15 protein-coding genes are annotated in these 16,846 nt (G+C 50.9%); 2 read left to right on the top strand and 13 right to left on the bottom strand.

The window, feature by feature from the left end:
* Window positions 1-35 precede the first annotated feature (35 nt).
* On the top strand, window positions 36-179 hold the full coding sequence (locus BN587_RS11795) for a hypothetical protein (RefSeq protein ID WP_021719877.1): 144 nt from the start codon (window positions 36-38) through the stop codon (window positions 177-179).
* 213 nt (window positions 180-392) lie between these two features.
* Here the strand turns inward: BN587_RS11795 and rbsB are convergent, their stop codons facing one another.
* From rbsB to BN587_RS04155, 13 genes are all read right to left on the bottom strand, one after another.
* Entirely contained in the window at window positions 393-1,307 is a 915-nt protein-coding gene (rbsB, locus tag BN587_RS04090; protein ID WP_009146332.1) for a ribose ABC transporter substrate-binding protein RbsB, read from the bottom strand.
* Window positions 1,308-1,413: 106 nt separating this feature from the next.
* Window positions 1,414-2,343, bottom strand: coding sequence for an ABC transporter permease (locus BN587_RS04095; RefSeq protein WP_021719878.1), 930 nt, complete (start codon window positions 2,341-2,343; stop codon window positions 1,414-1,416).
* 5 nt (window positions 2,344-2,348) lie between these two features.
* A complete protein-coding gene (locus tag BN587_RS04100) occupies window positions 2,349-3,830 on the bottom strand; it encodes a sugar ABC transporter ATP-binding protein (protein WP_021719879.1) in 1,482 nt (493 codons plus the stop codon).
* Between the two features lie 31 nt (window positions 3,831-3,861).
* Window positions 3,862-4,260 (bottom strand): D-ribose pyranase, encoded by a 399-nt coding sequence (gene rbsD, locus BN587_RS04105; protein ID WP_009146329.1) that lies wholly within the window; start codon window positions 4,258-4,260, stop codon window positions 3,862-3,864.
* Window positions 4,260-5,141, bottom strand: a complete 882-nt coding sequence (rbsK, locus tag BN587_RS04110) for a ribokinase (protein ID WP_021719880.1) — start codon at window positions 5,139-5,141, stop codon at window positions 4,260-4,262. The genes rbsD and rbsK overlap by 1 nt, the downstream gene beginning before the upstream one ends.
* Before the next feature lie 76 nt (window positions 5,142-5,217).
* Window positions 5,218-6,156: a hypothetical protein gene (locus BN587_RS11350; protein ID WP_021719881.1), complete on the bottom strand. Its 939-nt coding sequence runs from the start codon at window positions 6,154-6,156 to the stop codon at window positions 5,218-5,220.
* Window positions 6,157-6,160: 4 nt separating this feature from the next.
* Window positions 6,161-7,912 carry a pyruvate kinase gene (gene pyk, locus BN587_RS04125; protein ID WP_021719882.1) on the bottom strand — a complete coding sequence of 584 codons (1,752 nt, stop codon included), beginning with the start codon at window positions 7,910-7,912 and terminating at the stop codon, window positions 6,161-6,163.
* Window positions 7,913-7,927: 15 nt separating this feature from the next.
* The gene (locus tag BN587_RS04130; RefSeq protein ID WP_021719883.1) at window positions 7,928-8,122 is read right to left on the bottom strand and encodes a hypothetical protein; all 195 of its coding nucleotides are present in this window, start codon (window positions 8,120-8,122) and stop codon (window positions 7,928-7,930) included.
* 32 nt (window positions 8,123-8,154) lie between these two features.
* The gene (locus tag BN587_RS04135) at window positions 8,155-9,135 is read right to left on the bottom strand and encodes an electron transfer flavoprotein subunit alpha/FixB family protein (protein WP_021719884.1); all 981 of its coding nucleotides are present in this window, start codon (window positions 9,133-9,135) and stop codon (window positions 8,155-8,157) included.
* Between the two features lie 12 nt (window positions 9,136-9,147).
* Complete coding sequence (locus BN587_RS11800; protein WP_044484209.1) at window positions 9,148-9,348, bottom strand: 4Fe-4S dicluster domain-containing protein; 201 nt, start codon at window positions 9,346-9,348, stop codon at window positions 9,148-9,150.
* Window positions 9,349-9,356: 8 nt separating this feature from the next.
* The gene (locus BN587_RS04145; protein ID WP_021719886.1) at window positions 9,357-10,151 is read right to left on the bottom strand and encodes an electron transfer flavoprotein subunit beta/FixA family protein; all 795 of its coding nucleotides are present in this window, start codon (window positions 10,149-10,151) and stop codon (window positions 9,357-9,359) included.
* Between the two features lie 135 nt (window positions 10,152-10,286).
* A complete protein-coding gene (locus BN587_RS04150; RefSeq protein WP_021719887.1) occupies window positions 10,287-13,697 on the bottom strand; it encodes a DNA polymerase III subunit alpha in 3,411 nt (1,136 codons plus the stop codon).
* A 674-nt stretch (window positions 13,698-14,371) separates the two neighbouring features.
* On the bottom strand, window positions 14,372-15,751 hold the full coding sequence (locus BN587_RS04155) for a sodium:solute symporter family protein (RefSeq protein WP_021719888.1): 1,380 nt from the start codon (window positions 15,749-15,751) through the stop codon (window positions 14,372-14,374).
* 282 nt (window positions 15,752-16,033) lie between these two features.
* Between BN587_RS04155 and BN587_RS11805 the strand changes: the two genes are divergently transcribed.
* The coding region (locus BN587_RS11805) for an NADH-ubiquinone oxidoreductase-F iron-sulfur binding region domain-containing protein (protein ID WP_044484211.1) at window positions 16,034-16,846 on the top strand (813 nt) is incomplete at its 3' end.

Here is a 16,846-nt window from a genome sequence, read left to right on the forward strand (position 1 = left end):
CTTAATTTGTCCTTGACAAAGGGTACACTTTAGCTATGGGCATGGCTAAAGGTGAAAACAATGCCAACCTTGCTACTGCTAAACGCATGCTGTCTAAGGGCTGCTATTCTCTGCAGGATATTGCGGAGCTGACAAATTTGTCTCTCGCTGATGTGGAAAAGCTGAAGGAAGAAGCTTAACCACTCTAACACTGATTTCACTAAGCAGATTGACGATGAAATCAGTTACTTGAAACTCGATACGAACTTTTAAACACTAAAGGCGTTCTACCGCAGTCAGGTAGAACGCCTTTAGTGTGTTTTGCATGTTGGGCGCATCAAAAAAACACCCCCACGCCTTCGCGCAGGGGCATTTCATTTCAAGTTGTCAGGTTAATATAAATTAAGCGGCTATTATTTCTTTTCGATGAGCTTCAGCGGAGCAGAAATCTTAGCTTCTACTTTTTCGCCTTTAGCAGCCTTAACAGCTACTTCCAGACCTTGCTGGCCCATGATTTCCGGCTGTTGAGCAATAGTAGCGCTCATAGCGCCGCTTTCTACAGCCTTTACGCCATCAGCAGTGCCGTCAAAGCCAACGATGAAGATTTGCTTGCCAGCACTCTTAGCAGCTTCGATTGCACCCAAAGCCATTTCGTCGTTCTGAGCGAAAATAGCTTTGATGTCCGGGTTAGCCTGCAGCATGTTTTCTGCTACAGTCAGGCCCTTGCTGCGGTCAAATTCAGCAGTCTGTTTAGCAACAACGGTCAGCTTGCTGTCAGCCAGCTTGTGGAAGCCTTCGCCGCGTTCACGGGAAGCGCTGGCACCGGGGATACCCTCCAGCTCAGCAACCTTAACCTTTTCGCCCAGCTTTTTGATAATGTAATCAGCAGCCATTTCGCCGCCCTTTACGTTATCGGAAGCAACCAGGCATGCTACATCACCCTGGTTAGCGCTGCGGTCGAGGCAGATAACAGGGATATTAGCCTTGTTGGCAGCCTTTACGGATGTAGAAATTGCATCAGAGTCAACAGGGTTAACCAGCAGAACGCTGATGTTTTGCTGCAGCAGGTCAGCAATATCATTAGCCTGCTTTGCAGGATCGTTCTGAGCGTCAACAACCTTTACGGTTACGCCCAGCTCCTTAGCCTTAGCTTCTACGCCTTTAGCCAGAGAAACGAAGAACGGATTGTTTTGAGTGGATACGGAGAAGCCAACGGTGATTTTCTTGTCGTTGCCTTTTGCAGCATCCTTCTTGTCGCTGCCGCCGCAGCCGACAATCATCATAGCCATTGCTACAATGCAGGTTAATACCAATAAAATTTTTTTCATGTGAGAAAATACCTCCCGGAATTAGAAATTACTATGCGAACAAAAACTTGCATTAAGCAGGCTGCGGCTGAAAAGCACCGAACGGTGCTTTACGTCCGCATCACGCTTAGTTTTTCTTTCTGTCCATCAGCACAGCCAGCAAAATTACAATACCTTTGACAACTTGTTGGTAAAAGCTGGATACGTTTAAGATATTCAGACCATTGTTCAGCGTACCGATAATCAGCGCACCGATAATGGTACCGAAGATGCGGCCCTTACCGCCGGAAAGACTGGTGCCGCCGAGTACTACAGCTGCGATAGCATCCAGCTCATAGCCAGTGCCGGCAGTAGGCTGAGCACTGTTCAGACGGCTGGTAAGGATTGCGCCTGCCATACCGCAGAGGAAACCTGTTACGGTATAAGCAAATATTTTAATGCGGTTGATTTTTATACCTGCGATGAAGGAAACCTTCTCATTACCGCCGACAGCATAGGTTTTGCGTCCCAGCGGAGTTTTGTGCAGAATGAACCACAAAATGAAAAACATAATCAGCATCATAATGGCAGGAACCGGCAGACCAGCAACATAACCCTGTCCAAATTCCAGGAATCGGTCATCCTCGGACAGGCTGCTGATAGGGTTGCCGTTGGTATATACCAGTGTCAGACCACGGAAAATGGTCATGGTCGCCAGGGTTGCGATAAAGGGCGCCACCTTGCCGTAGGTAATTACCAGGCCGTTGACACTGCCCAGTACTGCACCGATGAGGCAGGCCAGCACGATACCAAAAACAGGATCCATACCGCCCTTGATAAAGCTGCCCATGAGTGCACTGGAAAGCGCCAGAATACTGCCGACGGACAAATCAATACCGCCGGTTAAGATAACAAAGGTCATGCCAAAGGAAATTAAGGCATTTATAGAAACCTGACGCAGCAGGTTTTTCAGGTTGCTGGGGTCGATAAAGCTGCTGTTGAGGCAGGAAATAACCACAAACAACACAACAAGTCCGATTATGGAACCGGATTTTTTCAAGATTGCTTTTACATCCATTATTTTTATTGCCCTCCCGTTGCAAGTGTCATAATTTTTTCCTGGTCTGCTTCATCATGCAGCAGCTCGCCGGCAATGCGGCCTTCGTGGACAACGACGATGCGGTCGCTCATGCCCAATACCTCCGGCAGCTCCGAGGAAACCATAATAATCGAAACACCACTTGCAGTAAGCTCGTTCATCAGCTCATATATATCGCGTTTTGCACCTACGTCGATACCACGGGTAGGCTCATCCATAATAATGACCCCAGGGTGCATGCCAACCCATTTGGCAATAACCACCTTCTGCTGGTTACCGCCGGACAACGCACCGGCCTCAAGGTCCAGGCTGCTGGTCTTTACGCCCAGCTTTTTTGCCATTTTATCGGCAAAACCATTAAGAATATTAAAATTGATGACACCGCTTTTGGCAAAGCTGTCAACACTTGGCAAAGCAATGTTGCGCAAAATGGAGAAGTCCAGAATCAGACCCTCTGTTTTGCGGTTTTCCGTTACAAAGCCCATGCCTGCGTTAATAGCATCCTCAGGCTTGGTAATCTTCAAAGGCTCGCCCTTGAAAACTAGCTCGCCGCCTGCATGAGGGTCAACGCCGAAAACGGCGCGCATGATTTCGGTACGGCCGCTGCCCATGAGGCCGGCAAAGCCCAAAATCTCGCCCTTGCGCAGGTTAAAGTTAATATCATGGAAAACTCCCGGCTGTTCAAAGTGCTTAACCTCCAGCAGCACCTCGCCCGGCTTATTGCGGCGGTCGGGATAAAATTCCGTAATGGAGCGTCCTACCATATCGCGGACAATCTGCTCCATGCTGTATTCCTTAACAGGCTTAGTTGCAACGGATACGCCGTCACGCATAACGGTAATCGTGTCGCAGTTCTGCGTAACCTCTTCCATACGGTGCGAAATATAAACCATTGCTACACCGCGTTTTTTTAGGGAGCGCATAACCTCAAAGAGCTTTTCTGTTTCTCTTTCAGTCAGCGCCGCCGTAGGCTCGTCCATAATAACAACCTTGGCGTCCAACAGCAGGTTACGGACGATTTCCGTCATCTGCTGCTGTCCTACCGAGCATTCGCCCGCTTCCATATCCAGCGGCAGCTCAATTTCAATTTCGCGGCATTTCTGCTCTGCCAGAGCACGCATAGCCTTAAAGTCCAGGATACCCATGCCATTGGTTACGCTGTGCATCAAAAACAGGTTTTCCAGAATGCTCAGGTTCGGCCAGATATTCAGCTCCTGATGGATGAAGGCGATGCCGTAAGCTTCTGCCTCCAGAGGATTTTTGAAGCTGATTTCCTTGCCGTCGACAAAAATCTGTCCCTTATCCTGCTTGTGAATACCAGTCAGGATATTCATCAGTGTTGATTTGCCGGCACCGTTTTCACCCATCAGAGCGTGTACCTCACCGCTTTTAAGCTTCAGGTCAACACCCTTGAGCACCTTATTAGAACCAAAGGCCTTATGGATATTTCTTAATTCAATCTCCATACTTTTCCTTATTCCTACCTTACGCTAATTTTTAAAAGAAAACATTGCTGTGCAGAATCACATTGGCAAAAGGAGTAATTTCGCCGGTGCGGATAATGCATTTGGCATGCTTGGTTGCCTCCTTGAAGGCCTCGTGGTCTGCATCGATAATCCACTGCTCTTCAGTGAAAAGCTGCTTCATAGCGCCGTAGACAGCAGGATTTCTGCCTTCCATTTCCGCTGCAATTTCTACCTTTTCGATAACCATATTCTTGGCTACTTCCTCAACAACCTCCAGGAAGGAAGGAGTTCCCGGCTTCAGGGCCAGGTCGATTTTCTGCACGCCTGCAGGCACAGGCAGACCGCAGTCACCGATAACGATAGTGTCGGTGTGGCCCAAATCAGCCAGCACCTTCGCAATAGAGCTGTTTAACATTCCACCCTTTTGCATTATTTAAGCATCTCCTCTACTTCATGTAAATAAGGCATACCGCCCTGTGCTCCCAGCTTTTGCACTGAAAGAGCTGCGGCAGCATTGGCAAAGCTGATGCTTTCCTGCATGGATTTGCCATTTGCACGGGCAACAGCAAAGGCACCGTTAAAGGTGTCGCCTGCACCCGTAGTGTCAACCGGCTTTACCTTAAAGCCGGGAACAGTAATAACCTGGCCCTTTTCTGCATAGGCAACACCCTTGCTGCCCAGCGTCATAATCACCTTGCCCTGGTTCTGGTCAAGGATATCCGCCTTGCCCTTACCGGCAAACAGTGTTGCTGCCTCGTGCTCGTTGGGAGTCAGGTAAGTAATCTTATCCAGCAGAGCCTGCGACACCGGAGCAACAGGTGCAGGGTTCAGAAGCACAGGTACACCGTGCGCTGCGCATTTTTCAATGACATAGGCATTGGTAGCGGCAGGGATTTCGTGCTGCAAGAGCACCATGTCTGCCTTGCTGATATCCTCCCACGCTTCATCAATCAGCGACGGGGATACCAGGTCATTGGCAGCCTTGATAACGATAATCGTGTTATCATCCTCTGCTACGGTAATGTGAGCAGTACCGCTGTTTTCACCCGGCAGCACCTTCACATAGGTGGAATCAACATTGTTTTCCTTCAAAGCCTTCAGCACCAGCTGACCGTACACATCATCACCGATGCAGCCAACCATCATAACATCTGCTCCCAGACGGGCAGCAGCAACAGCCTGGTTGGCACCCTTACCGCCGGGGGAAACGGTCAGTCGGTTGCCGAAAATAGTTTCTCCGGGGTGCACCCAGCGGTCACATTCCACGGTAATATCAATATTACAGCTACCTACTACGACAATCTTTGACATATTTATAACCTCCTGTCTTCAGGATTATTACAGCAGCGTACTTTCTGCTATCACAGTATGCAGCTGCTGTCTTTATTTAGATTATTTTTTGTAATAACAAAGCATATTGGCCGGCAATCAGATTTGGCTGCAGCAAATCCTTGAGCAACTTTATCTGCTTGCGGCTCGTTTTGGGCATGGTCTGCTGCCAATAGGTTATGACTAGCTGCAGCAGTCGCAGCAGCTCCTCCCTGGCGTTCTTGTCTTCAGCCGTAAGCTGCCACCAAAAGCTGTACCATTGGCGGAAGATGTCAGCATCGTCCAGCATCGCTGAACGCGATACATTGGCTGTAACGTCACGCAGATGACGCACAAGCAGCTGCAAAAGCGCTGTCTGCTGCGCAGGCTGTGCCTTCGGCACACGCCGCAGCAGCAAACGATACAAAAGCGTCAGCTCCCTGTACATCCTGCAGGCCTTGTCAAAGCCATCCCAGCGTGCGTAGACAACGAAATGCAGCTGCAGTTGCTGCAGGCTCCACGCCAACTGTTGCAGGTCCTGCTGCTTTAACAGCCAGCGCCCGGTCTCACGCAACAGAAACGCAGTCTCCTCGCGCCACCGCCTGCGTGCCATACGCGCCGCCAGGTTGAGCCATTCAGCCATAAACTCCTGCAGCAGCGCCGTATCGCCGGCGTGCGTCCGCAGCCAACGCCGCACCAGCAGTGCGAGCATAGGACGCACCTCAGACAGACGCCTGTCGCACACAGCAAACGTCAGCCTCAGCAGAACGCTGCCGCCCTGATGTGCCAGCTGCGGATTGACCAGCAGCTGCTCCAAACGCGGCCTGCTTTCCTGCATCCAAGCCGCAAAAAGCTGCCGTTGCCGGTGGCGTAAGGCCACCAGCAGACAGCAGCTGATTGCTTGTAATGCTTCGTTATCTGCTGCTTCAGCAATAATACCCGAAAAAGCTGTGCAGGCGTTTTCTTCTCTGCCGTCACGCAGAGCAATACATGTTTCTAAAATAAGTTCTGTTACCATATTTCTACAGGTTAATATCGCCTTCGTAGACATCACCGGAAACAGGATCCACCGTTACCAGCAGGCCATCAGCCAGCTTGGAGGTTGCCTTTTCCGCGCCTACGATAACAGGCAGGCCGCAGGTTACGGCAACAATGGCGGTAGAAGATGTCAGGCCGCCCTCTTCAGCGATAATTGCTGCTGCCTTGGCAGCAGCCTGCGCTACAAACTCGTCATTCAGCACATCAACCACAAGGACATCGCCCTTCTGCAGCTTCTCCTTAAAATCTGCTGCAGTGCGGCCTACGCAGATGCGTCCTGTGACAGTCTTGCTGCCGATACCGGTGCCGCTAAGCAGCTTGTTACCCACTGTAACCACCTTAATCAGATTAGTGCTGCCCGGAGTACCGATAGGTACACCGGCAGTTATAACAACAGATGCGCCGTCCTTGATTACGGAGTGATGCAGAGCACACTGCAGGGACAGCTCGATCATTTCATCAGTATTTGTAGAGTATGGCCCCAAAAGCGGCAGCACACCCCAATAAAGCTGCATAGCACGCACGCGCTCAGGCAGGCGTGACACAGCAACGACAGTACATTGAGGCTTATATTTGGCAATCATACGCGCCGTAAAGCCTGATTCCGTAATTGTAAGAATAGTATCGGCCTTTATTTCCTGGGCAATCTGCACGGTAGCATGGCTGATAGCATCGGTAGAATGGATGCGCTCGCTGATGCCCTTCTTTTGGAAGATATGCACATAATCAAGCGCATTTTCCGTGCGCACGGCAATCTTAGCCATTGTCTGCACCGCCTCCAGCGGATACTTGCCGCTGGCAGTTTCGCCGCTCAGCATAATAACGTCGCTGCCGTCAAAAATAGAGTTGGCAACGTCACTGGCCTCGGCACGCGTTGCACGGTAGCTGTTAATCATGCTCTCCAGCATCTGCGTAGCGGTGACAACAGGCTTGCCCGCCTTGTTGCAGCGTGCGATGATATCCTTCTGTACCAGCGGCACATCCTCGGTCGGAATCTCTACGCCCAGGTCGCCTCTGGCAACCATAATGCCGTCAGATACGCCGATAATTTCATCGATATGCTGCACACCGGCTTCGTTTTCGATTTTGGAGATAATCCCGATAGAAGAGCCTGCTTCCTCAAGCACCTTACGGATAGCGATAACATCATCGGCCTTCTGTACAAATGATGCCGCAATATAATCCATATCATGCTCGACAGCAAAAAGAATATCTGCCCTGTCCTGCTCCGACAAGAACGGCAGCTTCAGCTCAATGCCGGGGCAAGCCACGCGCTTACGTGAGCTCAGCTCGCCGCCGTTAACTACCTTGGTATAAATTCTGCAGCCGTCAATGCGTACAACCTTTAAGGAAAGCAGTCCGTCGGCCAGCAGAATATTGCTGCCGATTTCTACCTCCTGCGGCAGGCCCACATAATTGACGTGTGCCATATGGCGGTCGCCCAGGTATTCTTCCGTAGTCAGACAAAAATCATCGCCCTCGTTCAGCTGGACTTTGCTTTCGGCAAACATGCCCAAACGCATTTCCGGGCCCTTGGTATCGGCAATCGTAGCGATTACCTTACCGGCCTCTTCTGCTGCCTGACGCACCAGCTGCAGCCTTTTGCCATGATCCTCATGGTTGCCATGGGAAAAGTTAAAGCGTGCCAGATCCATGCCTGCAAGCATCATCTTACGTAAAAGCTCGACATTGTCCGTGCTGGGACCTACTGTACAGATAATCTTCGTCTTCTTCATCAGGACCGCGCCTCCTCAGTACTGAAACTTATTCTCGCACAAAACCTCATAGGCATCCTCTGCCTCCGAAACCGGCAGGCAGATTTCATAAGCCTTGTTATGCTTGCCTCCGGAACTTTTAAGCTGTACCAAGAAGCCGTTTTCCGTAAGCAACTGTTTTATTTTATTGGCTTGTTCCTCAGTGTGGGCAATATAAATTGTTTTCCACATACTAGAATGCCTCCCGTAAACCAGGTCTAAGATTATGCCTTGTAAGCTTTGATTTTTTCAATCAGCTTCGGCAGAATTACGTTAACATCACCTACGATGCCATAATGAGCAACGGTGAAAATCGGTGCTTCTGCGTCCTTGTTGATAGCGATGATGATATCGCTGTCCTTCATGCCGGACAGATGCTGGATAGCACCGCTGATGCCGCAGGCAAAGTAGATATGCGGAGTAACAGATTTACCGGATTGGCCAACCTGTTGGGAGTGAGTCAGCCAGCCCTCGTCAATAGCGGCACGAGTGCCTGCTACTGCGGAATTTTCAAAGAGAGCTGCCAGCTGCTCGAGCACATCAAAGTTTTCTTTGCTGCCAAAGCCACGGCCGCCTGCTGCGATCATATCAGCTTCATCAATTTTCACAGCGTTTTCGCTGCTAAGAGCTTCTTTTTTAACCAGTTCAACGCGGCTTACAGCACCTGCTTCCGGAGTGAAGGCAATAACCTCACCAGTGCGGGTGTTGTCCAATTCAGCCGGTTTGAATACTTTAGGACGAACGGTACCCATTTGCGGACGGTTAACGTCGCAGATGATGGTAGCGCAGATATTGCCGCCCAGTGCGGGACGAGTCCAGGCAACGAGCTTGTCATCGGTTACATCAAGAGCGGTGCAGTCAGCGCACAGGCCGGTATGCAGACGTGCTGCAACACGCGGAGCCAGGTCTCGGCCGTCATCGGTAGCACCGAACATAATGGAAGCCGGATCATATTTCTTGGACAATTGGCAGATAGCATCGGTATATAACTCAGTGTCATAATCTGCGTATTTAGCATCCTCAATAACATAAACAACATCAGCCCCGGCAGCAATCAGCTGCTGCGTCAGCTCGCCTGCAGCAGCGGTCACCAGTACCGCACAGCATTTTTCCTCCAGCTTGGCACACAGCTCTTTGGCAGCGCCCAACAGCTCAAAGGTAACATTCATCAGCTGACCATTTTCCTGTTCAGCAATAACCCACATATTTACACACTCCTATTCGTTATCTTCAGTATTGTCAATTTCGGCAATAGCTATGGCCTCCATGGGACATTCGCGGATGCAGGCACCGCAGCAGACGCACTGCTGCATATCAATCTGCGCCCTGCCCTCGCGTAGCGCAATAGCCCCCATCGGGCAGACTGCCACACATTCCTCACAGCCACAGCAAAGCTGCCTGTTTACTTTTATCAGCATGGTTCACCTTAGCGGGTAATAACCTCTGCCTTGACCAGCTTTTCAAACAGCATATCTACTGCTGCATCAGCATCTGCTTCGGTAATGATTTCGCCATTGATTTCAGGCGGAGTCGGGGTGAAGGCCTTTTTAACCTTAGTCGGAGAGCCCTTCAGGCCTACGGTTGCCGGATCAAGATCCAGGTCAGCAACGGTCAGAGTAGGAATCTGTGCCTTACGTGCTTTCATTTTGCCTTTGATGCTGGCAAAACGCGGCTCTTTTTCGGATTTGGTTACGGTAACCAGCAGCGGTGCAGCACAAGCCAGAGTCAGCTGGTAGTTTTCGTTTTCACGGACAACAACAAATTTTCCGTCTTCGTAGCTCAGGCTCAGAGCGCCGGTAATTTGAGGAATTCCCAGATGTTCAGCCATTTCCGGACCAACCTGTGCGGTATCGCCATCTACTGCCTGCTTGCCGCAGAGCACGAGGTCGAACTCGCCCAGATGTTTAACAGCAGCAGCCAGAGCCAGGCTGGTTGCCAGGGTATCACTGCCGCCCAGAACGCGGTCGCTCAGCAGAACGCCGTCATCAGCGCCCATAGCGATAGCTTCCTTCAGGATATCGGTTGCCTGGGGCAGGCCCATGGTCAGTACAGTTACCTTAGCACCTTCCTTGTCCTTCAGGCACAGTGCTACCTCCAATGCCTGACGGTCATAGGGGTTCATAATATTTTCTACACCCGTACGGTCCAAGGTATTGGTTTCGCGGTTAAATTTTACTTTTGCCGTATCCGGCACTTGTTTTAAACAAACGAGAATATTCATTTGCTGCCTCCTTAAGCTTTATACAGGAGCTGCTGCTCCGGCTTTTTTACATTCTTCTCTTTATTTTAGCATTTTTGTACTTAAACTTGCAAGTATATCATGAAAGTTTATGAAAAATCGCTCAATCAATTATACTTAGCTCCGCTTTACTACGCAGTTATCGCCCAAAATTTTTACAACATCCTCGGCAAAGCCAGGTGCTTCACTGTTCACCCAAAAGTTCGGCGTGGTCTTAATCAGCTTACGCGAGCCCATCAGCTGCAGGTATACGCAGTCATCACCCTTATATTTTTGGAACAGCTGCATCAGCTCACGCTGAATCAGCGGGTTTTCCAGATGTGCTTCAATGCGCAGGCAGATTTCTGTCGGTGGCTTAGATGGCAGCACACGCACGCTGTTGGCAATAATTTTGCTTTCGCGCTCGTCCACGCTGAAGCGTCCTTCAATCGCCACCACACTGTCTTCGTAAATATCCTTGACGCTATTGCGGTAGGCCTGCGGGAAGACAATTATCGGGAAGCGTCCGCTGAAATCCTCCAGCGTCAGCACAGCCATCGTATCTCCGCGCTTAGTTGTTTTGATAGTGCAGTTGGTAATAATGCCTGCCACCCGCACGAACTGTCCGTCTGCGACCTGGGTATCCCCACCAAACTGGTGCAGCGGCATAAAGCGTTCCAGCATCTTTTTATAATCACTCAGCGGATGGTCGGTAACGTAAAAGCCGATGATTTCCTTTTCATATTGCAGAATAAGCTGCTTGGGAAATTCATCCAGCTGCGGCAGCCTGATTTCGCTTGCGCCAAAATCCTGCACATCACCGAAAAGTCCCAGTTGGCCATTGGCCCTGTCTCTTTGGCAGGCAGCACCCAAATCAACCGCCTGTTCTAAAATAGCGAGCATCTGCGAGCGTCTGGCACCAAAGGAATCCATGGCACCGCATTTTATCATATTTTCAATAACACGCTTGTTGACCACACGCATATTCACGCGGCAGCAGAAATCAACCAGGCTTTTGAAAGGCCCGCCTTCATTACGGGCGCTGATAATAGCCTCTACAGCAGTATCGCCGGTATTTTTGATGCCTGCCAGACCGAAGCGGATTGATGCATTCTGGTGTACTGTAAAGTTGTGACCGCTTTCGTTGACATCCGGCGGCAGGATTTTGATGTTATCATTGCGGCAGACGTTAATATACCAGCTCACCTTATCAGCATCACCGATAATACTGTTGAGGAAGGCCGCATAGAATTGCGGACGCCAGTGCGCCTTCAGATAAGCAGTTTCATAGGCCACCAGCGCATAGGCAACGGAGTGGGATTTATTGAAGCCATAGCCAGCAAAGTGCTGCAAGAGCGAGAAAATCTGGTCGCTCAGCTCTTCCTGGATATCATGCAGCTTTTTGGCGCCGTCGATGAAGGACTGGCGCATGGAATCCAGCTCCTTGGCCTTCTTCTTACCCATCGCGCGACGCAGGATATCGGCCTGACCGAGCGTAAAGCCTGCCAGCGCAGATGTTATCTGCATAACTTGCTCCTGATACAGAATAACGCCGTAGGTATCCTTCAAAATTGGCTCCATCAGCGGATGCAACACCTTCGCCGTGCGCTGCCCATGACGACCAGCGATAAAATCCTCCGCCATACCGGTTCCCAAAGGACCGGGACGGTACAGAGCCACCAACGGAATCAGATCCTCAAAGCTTTCGGGAGCCAAATCCATAACCAGCTTGGTGATGCCTGCCGACTCCAGCTGGAAAACACAGGCTGTTTCACCGCGTCGCAGCATTGCGCAGGTCGCCTCATCTGCCAGCGGAATGTTATCAATATCAACCTCTTCACCAGTAGTTTCGCGGATAAAGCGAATGCAGTCACCGATAACTGTCAGCGTGCGCAGGCCTAAAAAATCCATTTTCAGCAGGCCCAGCTCTTCTACCTTATTCTTATCGTACTGGGTGATGACGCCACCATCACTGCCCTGCTGCAGCGGTACGTAATTTTTCATATTATGCGGCGCGATAATAACACCGGCGGCATGCGTGCCTGCGTTACGCGGCAGGCCCTCTACGCTTTGCGCAAGGTCAATCAGCTTCTTGACCTCCGGGCGCGAATCGTACGCCTGACGGAAGTCCTTGCTGCCGTTCAGCGCCTTCTCCAGCGTAATGCCCAGCTCACGCGGAATCAGCTTGGCGATTTCGTCGACCTCACCATAGCTCATGCCCAACGCCTTGCCGACGTCGCGCACTGCCGCGCGCGCCTGCAGTGTGCCGAAGGTAATAATCTGCGCCACACGCTCCTGTCCGTAACGGCGCACCACATAATCAAGTACCTGATTACGCTTCACATAGCAGAAGTCGGTATCAATATCAGGCATGCTGACACGTTCAGGATTCAAAAAGCGTTCGAACAGCAGATGATAACGCAAGGGCTCGATATTAGTTATCCGCAGCAGATAGGCCACGATACTGCCTGCGGCACTGCCACGCCCCGGCCCGACCGGAATATCATGGCTGCGGCAATAGTTGATGAAGTCCCAGACAATCAAAAAGTAGCAGGCGTAGCCCATCGTGTTAATGATGTCCAGCTCAAAGTCCAGACGCTTGCGTACCTTCTCATCCACAACCTCATAGCGCTTAGGCAAGGCCTCCTCGCACAAGTGACGCAGATAGCTTACGGCGTCAAAGCCATCGGGCACCGGAAACTCCGGCAGCAGCAGATGACCGAACTCCATCGTTACATTGCAGCGGTCGGCAATTTTTGCGGTATTGCTCAAAGCCTCCGGACAGTCGCCGAACAGCGCCCCCATCTCATCATAGCTTTTCAGATAATAGCTGTCGTTGTTAAAGCGCATACGGTCCGGCTCATCAACCGTACTCGTCGTCTGAATGCACAGCAGAATATCCTGCGCCGCGGCATCCTTTTGCTGCACATAATGCAAATCATTTGTCGCTACCAGGCCCAGACCGAACTCCTGCGCCAGCTGCTTCAGCTCCGCGCTGACCTTGTGCTCCTCATCAAGGTCATGGTCCTGAATTTCCAGAAAGTAATTGTCCTTGCCGAAAATATCGATATATTCCTGAATGCAGCGGCGTGCTCCCTCCAGGTTGTCCTGCAGAATCATCTGCGGTACCTCGCCGGCAACGCACGCACTGAGGCAGATAATGCCTTCGTGATAGGTACGCAGCACGTCCTTGTCTACGCGTGGCTTATAGTAAAAGCCCTCCAGCTGACCAATGCTGACAATTTTCATCAGGTTATGGTAGCCCGTATCGTTCTCCGCCAGCAGAATCAGATGGTACATGCCGCGGTTATTCTTTTCCAGATGCGATTCCTTAGACAGGTAAACCTCGCAGCCGATAATCGGCTTGATGCCTGCCTTGGTACACTCCTGGTAAAATTCTACTGCACCGTACATTGCGCCATGGTCGGTAATCGCCAGACTGTCCATGCCCAGCTCCTTGGCATAGGCCACCAGCTCGTGGATTTTCGAAGCGCCATCCAGCAGGCTGTATTCCGTATGTACATGTAAATGAGTAAAGCGTTTTGTCATCTCTTGCTCCTTAAATTAAAAGACCGCTGCCGCGCAAATCCGCGGCAAATGTATGTAAAACTATTCTAGCATTACAGATAAATTTCCTGCCTAAAACTGAAAAAACATACAACCGTGAATTCACAATTCGTTCGTTGTATGTTCTCTTTACCTATGTTACAATATATTCAGACTTTGGACAATCGTGCTTACGGGTGGGCATTGCCATCATTCTCCAATAGAATGGAGGTGATGCCTATGAAGAACTACGACTTTAAGGACCTGATGGCCTTTGGCGTATTCATTCTGGCGTTGCTGACATTTATTTTTCAGTTCAGTAAATAAACCAGACATAGGAAAACCGCCCTTAATCTTTGCCAAGTGACAGGGCGGTTCTTCCGCTTTAAAACTTTTGGCAACCCACCGACGTGGGCGGTTGTCCTTTGTCTATAATATAGCACATTACGCTGCTTTTTGCAAGCAAACCGCTTGCTGCAAAAGCAGCTTTTTCTTTAGAACAAACAACCGAATATAAGAAAACCACTCCTACACATTGCCCCGTGGCGGAGTGGCTTCTTGAGCTAATTTTCCACTAAGGCAACCCACCATATAGGCAGTTCCCCCTTCCCTATAACATAGCATATCACGCTGCTTTTTGCAAGCAACCGCTTGCTGCAAAAGCAGCTTTTTCTTTTCTATTCCCCTTTTTTACCCCATGCCAGACCAATGAGCAAAAAGAACAGATTATACACAAGTGCCGGCAGCAGACTGTTAATTTCCCACGGGCTGATATGCTTCCAGAAGAGCGCCGCAAAAATGCCTGCACCCATAGCAGCCACGCCCATCGAAGCGCGCACCCTGCCCGGGAAGAAGATGCAGAACGTCAGCGGCAGAAAGATACCGCTGCCCCGCAGCGCCATGGAGAGGTAATTCCACTCCAGCACCGACGAATCAAGGTGCATAAAAGCAAACACCATCGCAGCGACAGAAACGGCCAGCACGCTCAGGCGGCTTGCCCACAGCTGTCCTGTAGCCGTAGCCTTAAGCCAGATTTTGCTGACGATATCACGTGAAATCATCGTACCTACGCCCAGCGCCAGACCGGCGATTGAGCCCAGGGCCGAAAGCAGCACAGCGCCCAGGCCGATACCGCCAAGCCATTGCGGCAGATAGGTAACGAGATACAGCGGCAGTGCGTCAATAGAATTTATCTCCGGATGATGCAGATGCATGAACATACCGATCATTACCGACGGCAGTCCCACGGGAATTACTATCAGCGCGGCAGCACAGCAGCCGACAGCTGCAGTTTTGGTATCGCGCGCCGAAAACAGCGCCTGCACATAGGTCTGCGTAGAAATAACCCCCACAATCATCGAACCTAGGCTGACAAGACCGTCCTCCACGCCGCGTCCGAAAAGACTGAACCATGGATATGCCGCAAAGCTCTGCGTCAGGCCCTGCCAATGTCCCATATCGGCATAGGCCAGCAAGCCGCCGACAAAAATGCTGGCAAAAATCAGCACAATCTTAAAAATACCGGCCATCCCGCTGCTGCTGAGGCCGCCAAAAAATACTAAAAGCAAAGTAACAGTAACAACAATTGCCGCTGCAGCCAAAAGCGGTACGCCGAACAAGCCTGCTATGAGATGCAGCGCCGTAAGCGTGCTTGCTACAATACTGAAAAAAATGCCGGCGCAGGCGCTGAAGGTCGCCAGCCACCCCGCAGGCTTGCCGTAATCCGTAACGAGATACTCCGCTACCGTGGTCAGTGAGCTGCGGCGCAAGGGCACAGCGTAAAACGCCGCCATCAGCAAAAGCGCGATGCCGCTGCCCAGCGTAAACCACCAGGCCGTCAACCCCAGCTTGAAGCCAAGCTGCGCCGTGCCGACGGTAGCTGCGCCGCCGATAATCGTGCCGATAATCGTACCGGCGACAAGGCCTGCGCCAGAGCTGCGGCCGCCTACGTTATAATCATCAGCAGACTTCACCCTTCTGGCTGCCAAAAGCCCCGGGAGCAGCGTCACCAGAAGCGTCACAGCCAGGCTGATATAATGTGTAGCAGTAAGCTGCATATCCAACCCTCCAATATTTTAAGCTGCCGGTTACAAACCTTTTGCCGACAGCATTAATGCTCTAAAGCTTAGTATTAGTATAACACAAAAAACAAGGCAAAAAAAGTATTGCTACTGCAAGCGTGCTTGCCTGCGGCAGCAGGCAGAAAAGCGCTTGCGAGCTCTTTCTGCTCAGATTGTTACATAAAAACTATCTTCTTTATTATTGCGAAAATCAGCTTTTTTCTGTATAATATAGTTTATACCTTTATATATTTAGTGTATGCTTTTTGGAGGAAAATTATGAGCCGTTTAAGAATCGAAACACCCGACCAGGCCCAGCTTACGGTCGAGCGCTTGTACAAGGACCTGGAACGACACATCATCGCCAGCCCCCCGGGACTGTGCCCTGTTGATCTGCAGCTGTCGTTCCTCAAAGTCTGCCACGCACAAACCTGTGGCAAATGCGTACCCTGCCGTGTAGGTCTCGCGCAGCTGCAGAATCTTATGGAAGACGTGCTCGCCGGCAAGGCTGACATGCACACTCTGGATTTAATCGAAAGCACCGCGCAAAACGTTGCCAACAGCGCTGACTGCGCCATCGGCTTCGAAGCAGCCAAAATGGTTTTGGCCGGTCTGGAAGGCTTCCGCGAAGATTACATTAACCACATAAAGAAGGGCAAATGCTCTGTCAACGTCCATCACTCTATCCCCTGCGTAGCTTTGTGCCCGGCACAGGTTGATATCCCCGGCTACATTGCGCTGGTTGGCGCAGGCCGTTATGCCGACGCTGTCAAGCTCATCCGCAAGGATAACCCCTTCCCGACTGCCTGCGGTCTTATCTGCGAGCATCCCTGCGAAGCACGCTGCCGCCGCAGCATGATTGATGCTCCTATCAATATCCGCGGTCTGAAGCGTATGGCTGTTGACAATGCGTCCAGCAACACTGTGCCGCTGCCCGAAAAACAGCCTGCTACCAACAAACGTATCGCCATCATCGGCGGTGGCCCCAGCGGTATGTCCGCAGCCTACTATCTGGAGCTGATGGGACACCATGCTGTTGTGTTTGAAGAAAAGAGCAAGCTCGGCGGAATGCTGCGCTACGGCATTCCTGCT

Source organism: Phascolarctobacterium succinatutens CAG:287, assembly GCF_000434895.1.
Lineage (GTDB): Bacteria > Bacillota > Negativicutes > Acidaminococcales > Acidaminococcaceae > Phascolarctobacterium_A > Phascolarctobacterium_A succinatutens_A.